The organism is Mesorhizobium sp. M2D.F.Ca.ET.226.01.1.1 (genome assembly GCF_004022705.2).
Classification (GTDB): domain Bacteria; phylum Pseudomonadota; class Alphaproteobacteria; order Rhizobiales; family Rhizobiaceae; genus Mesorhizobium.
The window spans coordinates 365,944-375,309 of sequence record NZ_RZOY02000007.1 but is presented as its reverse complement, the minus strand read 5'-3'; the positions used below and the strand labels follow the sequence as shown (position 1 = coordinate 375,309).

The 9,366-nt window shown below is 63.8% G+C and carries 8 protein-coding genes and 1 pseudogene; 5 read left to right on the top strand and 4 right to left on the bottom strand.

The genetic code is table 11. The annotated features are described in order from the left end of the window. The first annotated feature begins 445 nt into the window (after nt 1-445). Nucleotides 446-1,048, top strand: a complete 603-nt coding sequence (locus tag EN869_RS18960) for a TetR/AcrR family transcriptional regulator (RefSeq protein WP_127227229.1) — start codon at nt 446-448, stop codon at nt 1,046-1,048. A gap of 2 nt (nt 1,049-1,050) precedes the next feature. On the opposite strand, the gene EN869_RS18955 is transcribed toward EN869_RS18960, so the two are convergent. After that, the gene (locus tag EN869_RS18955; RefSeq protein WP_127226918.1) at nt 1,051-1,764 is read right to left on the bottom strand and encodes a dihydrofolate reductase family protein; all 714 of its coding nucleotides are present in this window, start codon (nt 1,762-1,764) and stop codon (nt 1,051-1,053) included. A gap of 135 nt (nt 1,765-1,899) precedes the next feature. On the opposite strand from EN869_RS18955, the gene EN869_RS18950 reads away from it, so the two are divergent. Then, nucleotides 1,900-2,730: an aldo/keto reductase gene (locus EN869_RS18950; protein ID WP_127226919.1), complete on the top strand. Its 831-nt coding sequence runs from the start codon at nt 1,900-1,902 to the stop codon at nt 2,728-2,730. Nucleotides 2,731-3,000: 270 nt separating this feature from the next. On the opposite strand, the pseudogene EN869_RS18945 reads toward EN869_RS18950, so the two are convergent. The 3 genes and pseudogenes from EN869_RS18945 to EN869_RS18935 all read right to left on the bottom strand — a co-directional run bounded on the left by EN869_RS18945 (nt 3,001) and on the right by EN869_RS18935 (nt 6,874). Then, nucleotides 3,001-3,819: pseudogene (locus EN869_RS18945) on the bottom strand (alpha/beta hydrolase). A 112-nt stretch (nt 3,820-3,931) separates the two neighbouring features. After that, nucleotides 3,932-4,522 (bottom strand): TetR/AcrR family transcriptional regulator, encoded by a 591-nt coding sequence (locus EN869_RS18940; RefSeq protein ID WP_127226920.1) that lies wholly within the window; start codon nt 4,520-4,522, stop codon nt 3,932-3,934. Nucleotides 4,523-4,789: 267 nt separating this feature from the next. After that, a complete protein-coding gene (locus EN869_RS18935) occupies nt 4,790-6,874 on the bottom strand; it encodes an alpha/beta fold hydrolase (protein ID WP_127226921.1) in 2,085 nt (694 codons plus the stop codon). Between the two features lie 171 nt (nt 6,875-7,045). Between EN869_RS18935 and EN869_RS18930 the strand changes: the two genes are divergently transcribed. The 3 genes from EN869_RS18930 (at nt 7,046) to EN869_RS18920 (ending at nt 9,360) form a co-directional block, all read left to right on the top strand. Then, on the top strand, nt 7,046-7,333 hold the full coding sequence (locus EN869_RS18930; RefSeq protein ID WP_127226922.1) for a hypothetical protein: 288 nt from the start codon (nt 7,046-7,048) through the stop codon (nt 7,331-7,333). A gap of 156 nt (nt 7,334-7,489) precedes the next feature. Then, nucleotides 7,490-8,494: a LacI family DNA-binding transcriptional regulator gene (locus tag EN869_RS18925; protein WP_127227230.1), complete on the top strand. Its 1,005-nt coding sequence runs from the start codon at nt 7,490-7,492 to the stop codon at nt 8,492-8,494. Nucleotides 8,495-8,568: 74 nt separating this feature from the next. Continuing rightward, nucleotides 8,569-9,360: a 3-methyl-2-oxobutanoate hydroxymethyltransferase gene (locus tag EN869_RS18920; RefSeq protein WP_127226923.1), complete on the top strand. Its 792-nt coding sequence runs from the start codon at nt 8,569-8,571 to the stop codon at nt 9,358-9,360. Nucleotides 9,361-9,366 lie beyond the last annotated feature (6 nt).

The window sequence follows — 9,366 nt, the reverse complement described above, 5'->3', positions numbered from 1 at the left end:
GCCAGGCCGCACGGCCCGCCCCGCCATCGCGTAGCGGGTTGAGCAGCTTCTCGAAGCGATACCACTTCACCAGACCGGACAGTCGATCGAGCGGCGAGGATCCACCTGCAAGCTTCTGGCCCAAAAATGCTTCCGCCAGGCTCAACTGACCAGTCTGCTTCACCGCCATTGCGATTCCCTCCGAGCTTCCGTCTCAGAGAATCACAACCAGCCAATTACGCAACAGGCCCACAAGGGGGGAGATCAGCAGTTCCGGCGCCCCACTCCACCACCCAGGGTGCGCTTTCCGTCCTTCATCTGGTGACATACCGCTTCCCCTGGTTATATGATAAAAGCACTCCACTAAAGCGGAGGCGCCTCCGTTTATTTATTTAACTGGGGTCTGGCCGGTCATGGTTCAACCCCCCATATTGCCTTGGTGGAGAAAAAAGTGCCGGACCAGGAAATGACCACCGAAGCGACGCGTGACGCGCCGGCGCAAAAGCCGCTGCGCGCCGATGCGCAGCGCAACCGCGAAAAGCTGGTCGAGGTAGCGGCGCGGGCTTTTGCCGCCGACGGCGTCGACGCCTCGCTGGAGGAGATTGCCAAGCGGGCAGGGGTCGGCATCGGCACGCTCTACCGTCATTTCCCGACGCGGGAGCATCTGGTCGAGGTGGTCTACCGCCGCGAGGTGGAAGGGCTCTGCCACGCCGCCGAGGACCTTGCGCGCGAGCACCCGGCCGATGTCGCGCTGGAACTCTGGATGCAGCGCTTCGTCGATTACATCGCCACCAAGCGCGGCCTCGCCACCAGCCTGCGCTTGCTGCTCACCACCAACTCGACGCTGTTCTCCGACACGTCTGGCCGCGTCTCCGGCGCCATGAGAAGCCTGGTCGAGGCCGCCGCAGCCTCAGGGAAGATTCGCGCCGACGTCGACTCTTCCGATGTCATGCATGCGCTGGGCGGCATCTACTCCGCGCCCAACACGCCCGACTGGCGCGAGCGGTCCGGAAGGTTGGTCAAGCTGCTTATGGATGGGTTGCGGTTCGGGGCGACGAAGGCCGGCTAGCTTCACGCCGCCGCCTCCACCTTGTACCGCAGCCACACCACGCCGCCTTCCAGCGTCTCCGTGCCGAAATGCCGAAGCGCCTTGCCGGCTGCGGGGCGGTCGTCTGCAGCGCCCAGGAACTCGAAGATGCTGGGCACCCCGGCCAGCCCGTCTATGCCCGGATAAACGAGCAGGCTGATCTCGTCGATCAGCCCGGCTTTCAAAAAAGTCCCGTTCGTGATGCCGCCGCCTTCGAGCAGGATGGTCTTGATGCCGAAGGGTTCGCCGAGCACCCTCATCGCCTCGTGCAGGTCGGTGCCGTCTTTGCCGGCGAAAAGATAGGAGACGCCGTCCTCGCGCAGCTCGGCCAGATAGGCGTCCGACACGTGTTGGCCGAGCACGGCGATGATGTGGTCGCCGCCGGCATTGTCCTGGCCGTAATGCAGCCGCCCATGCGGATCGATGCCGACGGCGACGTCGCGGCCCTTGCGGTCGGCGACATAGGTTTCGCGCAAATTGCCCGCGACGCCGACAGTGGCACGCTCGGTCCCGCTGGCGAAATCCTGCATCGACTTGCGGCCGACCATCCAGCCATCCGCGTCGAGCCGCGCCGCCACCGCCTCATAGTGCCGATGCTCCCAACCGGGCGCAATGCCGGCGGCAGGCGGCGTCCAGCGCCCGGGCAGCAGGCGCCCGTCGATCGAGCTCACCATGTGGCAGATGATTTTGGGACGCATGCGGCTTCTCCGGTGTTCAGGTCGGCACAATGCAGGCATCTGGCGGGCATCGTAAAGTGTTGGGCGACATCCTCTCGCATTATCCGCCCTGCAGCCTACATAGACCGCACCACCCCCCGCATAAGGATCCCCTCCATGCCCGAACAGCTCAAACTCAACGACGGCTCGACCATCCCGCAGATCGGACTCGGCGTATGGCAGGTCGAGCCAAGCATCACGGCGAAAGTCGTGCGCTGGGGTATCGAGGCCGGCTATCGCCTCATCGATACTGCAGAGGGTTACCGCAACGAGGAGGGCGTGGGCGAGGCGATCCGCGCCGCCGGCGTGCCAAGGTCGGAGCTTTTCATCACCTCTAAGCTGCGCAATGGCGCGCATCAGCGCGACGCCGCACTGCGCGCCTTCGACGACACGATGCAAAAACTCGGTATCGACCGGATCGACCTCTTCCTTATCCACTGGCCGGTGCCTGCCCAAAACAAATATCTCGAGGCCTGGAAGACGCTGGTCGAATTGCAGAAGGCCGGCCGGATAAAATCGGTCGGTGTGTCGAACTTCAACCAGGACCATCTGGAACGCATCATCGGCGAGACCGGCGTGACGCCCGTCGTCAACCAGATCGAATTGCACCCGCGCTTCCAGCAGCGCGACAAGCGCGACTTCCACCGAAAGCATAACATCCATATCGAGAGCTGGAGCCCGCTGGGCAGCGGCCGGCTGCTGGCCGATCCGATGCTGGAGAAGCTGGCCAAGAAGCACGGAAAGTCGGTGGCGCAGGTGATCATCCGCTGGCATTTGCAGGAGGGGCTGATCGTCATCCCGAAGTCGATCCACCAGGAGCGCATCGCCGGCAATTTCGACGTCTTCGGTTTCGAGCTGGACGCCGACGACATGCAGACCATCCGTGGCATGGATTCCGCCGACGGTCGCACCGGGCCTGATCCGGCGACTGCCGCGTTCTTGTTCTAGGCGGCGTGGACAAATTCCTTATGCCACGATTGCCATTCAAGCGCCCTCGGGCAGGCAGGGAGTGAGGCGCGAGGCCGACAGCGGAGTGGATATGATTCAAGGCCGAGCAACGCTGCCAGGGCCGCCGCCTCGGTAGGGGCCTTGGCCGACGAATTTTCGAGGAGGGTTTGAGCTTCTTGTTCGTTCCTTCGTCACGACGCCGAAACCCAAACCCTCCTCAATTCACAACCCGAAATGTTTACCATAGACGGTGATGGATGAGAGATGTCGTCAAGACCTAATGAACGAGAGCAGGTCGGGGTTGAGGACATCCGCATGCGTGGTGAGCATGCCGTGGGGATAGCCGGGATAAGTCTTCAGCGACCCGTTCTTAAGCAGGTTGACCGCACGCGGCACTGAACTTGCGAATGGGACGACTTGATCGGCCTCGCCGTGCATCACCAGCACCGGCACGGTGATCTTCTTGAGATCTTCGGTATAGTCTTCGAGCCAAGAGTCGACAGTCGCGTAGTGAGCGAGGGCACCGCCAGCCATGCCTTGGCGCCACCAGTTCGCAATGATTGCCTCCGAAGGCTTGGCCCCATCTAGGTTGTAGCCGTAGAAGGGATTCTCAGGGACGAAACGGTAGAACTCCGACCGATTGGCCAGCACGCCCGCCCGGATCGCTTCGAACCACTCCGGCGGTTGACCGGCCGGGTTGTCCTCGCTCCGGTACATATTCGGCGTCAGTGAAGCGACCAGCACCGCCTTCGCGACGCGCTACTGGTGGCGAGCGGCATAGCGCGCCACCTCACCGCCACCTGTCGAGTGCCCGATATGGATCGCGTCGCGCAGGTTGAGGTGTTCAGTCAGGGCCGCGAGGTCGGCAACCCAGTGGTCCATGTCGTTGCCGGTGCTGGGCTGGTCGGACCGGCCGTGGCCGCGCCGGTCGTGGGCGAGCACCCGGTACCCGTGATGAAGGAAGAACGTCATCTGGGCATCCCAGTCGTCCGCTGACAGCGGCCAACCATGGCTGAAAACGATCGGCTGACCTGAGCCCCAGTCCTTGTAGAAGATGTTCACGCCGTCTGTAGTTGTGATCGTAGGCATTGTCAGTTCCTTTCGATTGGCCGCGGATAAGAGTCATCGCTCGCTGGCGCGGCGTTCCAGCGATGATCCAGTGTATTAAGATGACCAGTCGTCTATTAATTGGCCAAAATGTTTAGGTCAGCAAAGAGGGCAAAACAAAGCGCTCGAAGCTGTCGAAGGGCGCCCGGCTACGTTCGACCTTGGCCCGCATGACCGCCCCTTCGAACGTGTCGATCAGCGCGACGGCAAGCTGCCCTGGATCCTTTCCGGCCGACAATTCCCCCTTCTCCTGCGCTTCCCGCAGGCATGAGGCGAGCGCGGCCGACCACTCGCGATAGATCGCCGCAAGCTTGATCCGCACATCCTCGCTCGTCGGCGTGACCTCCAGCGCCATGTTCCCGATCAGGCAGCCGACCGCATAGCGACGGCGCTCGTGAAACTCGGCAAGCCCGGCGAAATAGCGCGTGATGCGCGACAAGGGCGGCGTTTGGCCTTGATTTAAAATGGCCCCAAACTCAGCGACAACCGCCTCCCAATATTCGGTCAGTACCGCGACGGCGAAGGCTTCCTTGCTGTCGAAGTAATTATAGAACGAACCCTTGGGCACGCCGGCTGCCGCGGTGATCTCCTGCACGCCGGTAGCGTTGAAGCCGCGCGTGCTCACAAGGTCTCCCCCTTTTTCCAGGAGGCGCGATCGCGTTTCGGGATTGGCTGGTCTAGGCATGGGTTAATATATGACCGGTCGTCTTATTATCGTCAAGCGGTTTTTTGGGTGGGCACCAGTTTGTCCAGTTGAACTGCGTTTCCAGCCGCTGAAACTACCGGACAGACAAGGCATGCAAGCGGCGCGACCGTATCGAGCGTATGTTCGGCCACCTCAAGACCAACCGGGTCATCGCTACGACCAGCCGGCCAACAGCTTGCTCGGAATGGTCCATCTCGCCACAGCCCGTTACTGGCTCAGATTTGTCCACGCCGCCTGAAACGAAGGTCAGGGGCCTGGCGCGGCGCCGGTGACGGCAAAATACTGGAGTGCGCCGGGCAGGCCGCTTGCTTTCATTTCGCCTTGTTCCTCGAAGATCAGGCCGGAGCCGACGACCAGGTCGCGCATCGTTCGCGATGCGATGATCTGGCCCGGCTGGGCATGATCCAGCAGCCGCGACGTGACCTCGATGGCGATGCCGGAAAAATCCCCGCCGCGCGCCTCGCACTCGCCGATGTGAATCGCCGCGCGAACTTCGAGGCCTAATGGCTTCAGGCGATTGGCGATCGCCATCGCGCATTCGATCGAGCGCGTCGGCCGTTGGAACGCCGCGAGCAGCCTGCCGCGCGACCGCCTGATTTCCGTGCCACCGCCAAGCAGCAATTCATCGCGAACGATGTCTGCCCGCTCTGAGGCTTTCGTGTCGTCGGCCGCGTCGTTGATGACGAGCCCCAGCACCGATATCAGCACCCTTTCCGCGCGCGCCGCCGGCAGCGCACCGGTCACGAACTGCCTGATCTCGTCGATCAGGCCGTCGCAGTCCTCGCCCCAGATCACATGATCCCTGCCGGCAAGCTCGACATATCTGGCGCCTTCGATATGCGCCGCCAGATAGCGTCCTTCCTCCGGCTTCACCCACCGGTCGCCGGTCCTCTGCAGCACCAGCGTCGGGACATGGATCGCCGGCAGGATGTCGCGGACGTCGATCTCGGTGCCCCAGCGCCAGAGCGCGATCGCGTCCGCCGGCGAGGCCGAGTTCCTGAGATAGGCGGCGAACCACTCGCGCTCGACCATGTTGTCGATCAGGCTGGGCGCGGCGTTGCGCATCTCGGTCGGCTCGCCCCATTGCCGCTCGACGGTGTCGATATCCTGTTGCACCTCATCGACCGTTCGGGCCCAGGGGTAATCCTTCGACCATGTGCCTCTGGCATAAGCTCCAGTGAGCACCATGGCCGCGGTGCGCTCCGGATAGGTGGCGGCAAACAGGAGGCACATCGGTCCCCCTTCCGAGCTGCCGAACAGCACCGTGCGATTGGAGCCGACAGCGTCCAGCACGGCGCGCACGTCTTCCATGCGCTGCTCCAGCGTCGGCAGGCCGACATTGCGGTCGGAGAGGCCGGTGCCGCGCTTGTCGATGCGGATCAGGCGCGAGAAGGAGCCGAGCCGCTTCAGCACATATGCGAAGCGCGGCGATCCCCAGGCAAGGTCGAGATTGGAGACCCAGCCCGGCACATAGACGAGGTCGACTGGCCCGTCGCCGGTCACCTGATAGGCGATGTTGACGCCCGACGATTTGACATAGCGGGTCGGTGGTCGCGTGGCTTCGGGTTCGGCGCTCGAAGCCGGGGGCCGGGCAGGGGACGCGGTGCGGCGGGCGCGCAGTTCCTCATATAGGTTCCGGGTTTCGGCTTCAGGCATCAGCCGCAGCTCTCGCTGCAGCGCGTCGCGGCACAGCTCATACTGCTTCAGCGCGAGATTGACGCGCCCTTGCGCCGCATAGCTTCGCATCAGGGCACGATGGGCGTCCTCGCGCAGCGGCTCCATCGCCACCAGGCGCAGGGCGGCCCGTATGCAAGGAGCCGGATCACCGGCAGCCATGTGGTGATCGATGACCCTGCCCAGCGCGGACACGACGATCCCCCGCAGGCGCTCGCGCTCGACCCGCAGCCATTCCTCGAACGGCTCTTCCCGCAGGCCGAGCCCGTCGAGCAGGTCGCCGCGATAGACCGCGACGGCCCGTTCGAGATCCTCGGGCGCGGAACTCGCCGCCAGCGCCTCGAAGCGCGCCACGTCGAAATCGAAATCGTCGAGGTGAAGCGCGATGTTCGCGCCATCGGTCAGGAAGCGGCCGCCGCCGGAGAGGCTCATGGCTTTGCGGACGGACGACACCGCCTGCCTCAGGCTCATCCGCGCCTGGGCCTCGCCATTGAGGCTCCAGAACAGCGCCGCCAGTTTCTCGCGCGACTGCGCCTGGCCGGCCTGCAGCGCAAGATAGGCCATCATGCCGCGCGCCTTGCGGCTGAAGGCGGGAGCCGTTGCCCCGGCACCGGTAAAGTCGAAACCACCCAGCAGGTGAAGATGCGGCGCTGTCATCGGAAGCCACCCCGACCATGATCGAGACAATTCTTCCGCTTAGCTGTCGCTAATTCAACCGCCATCTCTTGCTGGTGGTCGTTTTCACGATTTCATCACGCCGGTTGCTGCGTCTCTCTCACGGGCCTCCTGCAGATTGTCTGCATTGGACATCGATCCGAGGAGGATGCCGTGCAGCGCCCAAGCGAATGGCCAATCTGGTATGGCGACGACCAACCTGGCGAACAGGACATCGGCGCGCCGTTTCGGCGGGATATCGCGCTGGCGCGGTACCTGGACCGCCAGCGCGAGTATCGGCAGGTAGGTATGCCCATTGTCGATTTTGAAGAGGTCGCGCTTCGGCTTGTCGCGGCGCTGGCCCGGGTTGGGGCGGCAGTGTCACGGCGGCGTGCCCAAAAGGTTCTGCTCTCACACTCAAGCCTTGAAGCCGCCTTCAAAAAGGGCGGCAAACGCCGGTAATTGGCGAAAGTTGCAGGAATATCGCCTTCGGCGAAACCGCCAATCTACCCCGTGGGGGATGTCGGGCAGGTGCGGCGCGAGGTGAAGCCAACGCTCAACTTGGAAAACTTACAACCTCTGCCTACCCTTGTGTTCCGACATCCCAGGAGCCTACCCATCTCAAAGCCTACCTTCCTCGAGATCGCCCGCCGCGCCGGTGTCGGCACGGCGACGGTCGAGCGTGTGCTGAATGGCAGGGGCGGGGTGCGGCCGCAGACGGTCGAAAAGGTGGTCGCCGCCGCGCGCTCGCTCGACTATCCGCGCCGGCTGCCGGAGGCGCATCGTGGCGTCATTCGCATCGAGGTGATCTTGGTCAGGCCGGACGCGACCTTCTTCGCCCGTCTTTCCAGTGCCTTCGAGCGCATCGCCGCGACGCTCGACCGCTCGATCGCCGTGCACCGTACCTTTCTGGACGAGGCGAATCCGGCGGCGATCGCCAAACGCATCCTCGAACCCGATCTGCGCCGCGCGGCGCTCATCCTCGCCGTGCCCGACCATCCGCTGGTCAGCGACGCCTTGCAGAAACTCGAAGCGGAGAACATCCCGACGGTGCAGATCGTCACCCAGATCTCCCTCACCAAGAGCACCTATGTCGGCATCGACAATTACGCCGCCGGCCGCATGGCCGGGCTGCTGACGGCCAAGATGCAACGGCGGCCGGGCAAGGTTGTCGCCATCTGCCACAGCCAGATCTACCAAGTCCACCGCGACCGCGTACGCGGCTTCTTCGACTATCTGATAGAGGAGGGGCGGGACTTCGAGCCGATCGCTGCTTTGTTCGGCTTCGATGACGGCGACCGCAATGCCGAGCAGTTGCACGAGGCGTTGAAGCGCTGGCCTGACCTCGCCGGGCTCTACAATGCCGGCGGCGGCAACACCGCACTGAACGAGGTGCTGCGTAAGCACGGCAGAAGCCGCGATATCTTCTTCGTCAGCCATGAACTCACCGAGCGCAGCACCAAGGCCTTGCGCGAGGGCACCATGGATGTCGTGCTCGACCAGGAGCCAGAAGCGCAGGCGCGCCGCGCCATTGACCTGGTGCTCGCCGCACTCAATTTGCACGACTTGCCGGTCGAGAACCCTCCGATCCGCTTCATCACCTTCACCGCCGAGAACCTTTGATCTGATTTGATCAAGGAACAAGCGGCGCCCCCCGGGACGCGGTGTTATCTCCTCGCGAAACGGGAGGATCATCGGTGGCAAGACGGCTGACGGCCTACGACCTGCAGAGCGCCAAAGGCAGCAGAAAGTGGCTGCAACTGCATGTCGACACGCCGGCCGAGGCGGCGGCCGCGGTTGCCTGCGACATCGTCATCCTGTCCTGCGAGCCGGACCATAATCTGGAAGCCATCCGCCGGGTGGCACCCCACGCATTCCTCTCCGTCGGCATGCCGCATGGCGCGGTCGCTTCGCCCGAGGAGGCGGTGCGGCTTGGCTTCGCCATGATGAAGCGAGGCGCCGATGCGGTGTATTCATCGCATTCGCCGCGCTTCATCGAGGCCATGGCGGCGGAAGGCATTCCCGTCACCGGCCATATTGGCTTGGTGCCGAACCGCGCCACCTGGACAAATTTTCGCGCCATCGGCCGCACGGCGGAGGAAGCCTTCAGGGTGCTGCGCGCGGCAAAGGACCTCGAGAATGCCGGCGCCGCCTGCATCGAGGTGGAAGTCGTGCCGGTTCGTCTTGCCGACCACATCACCCGCGCGACGCCGCTGATCACCATGGGCATGGGCTGCGGCAGCGCCTGTGACACGCAGTATCTGTTCTCCTGCGATGTGCTGGGGACGCATGCCGGTCACTATCCGCGCCACGCCAAGCGCTATGCCGACTTCGTCACCTTGGAAGCCGAGCTGCAGGAAAAGCGCATCGCCGCCTTCCGCGCCTTCGGCCGCGACGTCGCCGGCGGAACCTATCCGGAAGCGAAGCACCAGGTGGATATGGACGATGCCGCTTATGACCGCTTCCTCACCCTCGCTCAGTCTTTGTGAGATCGA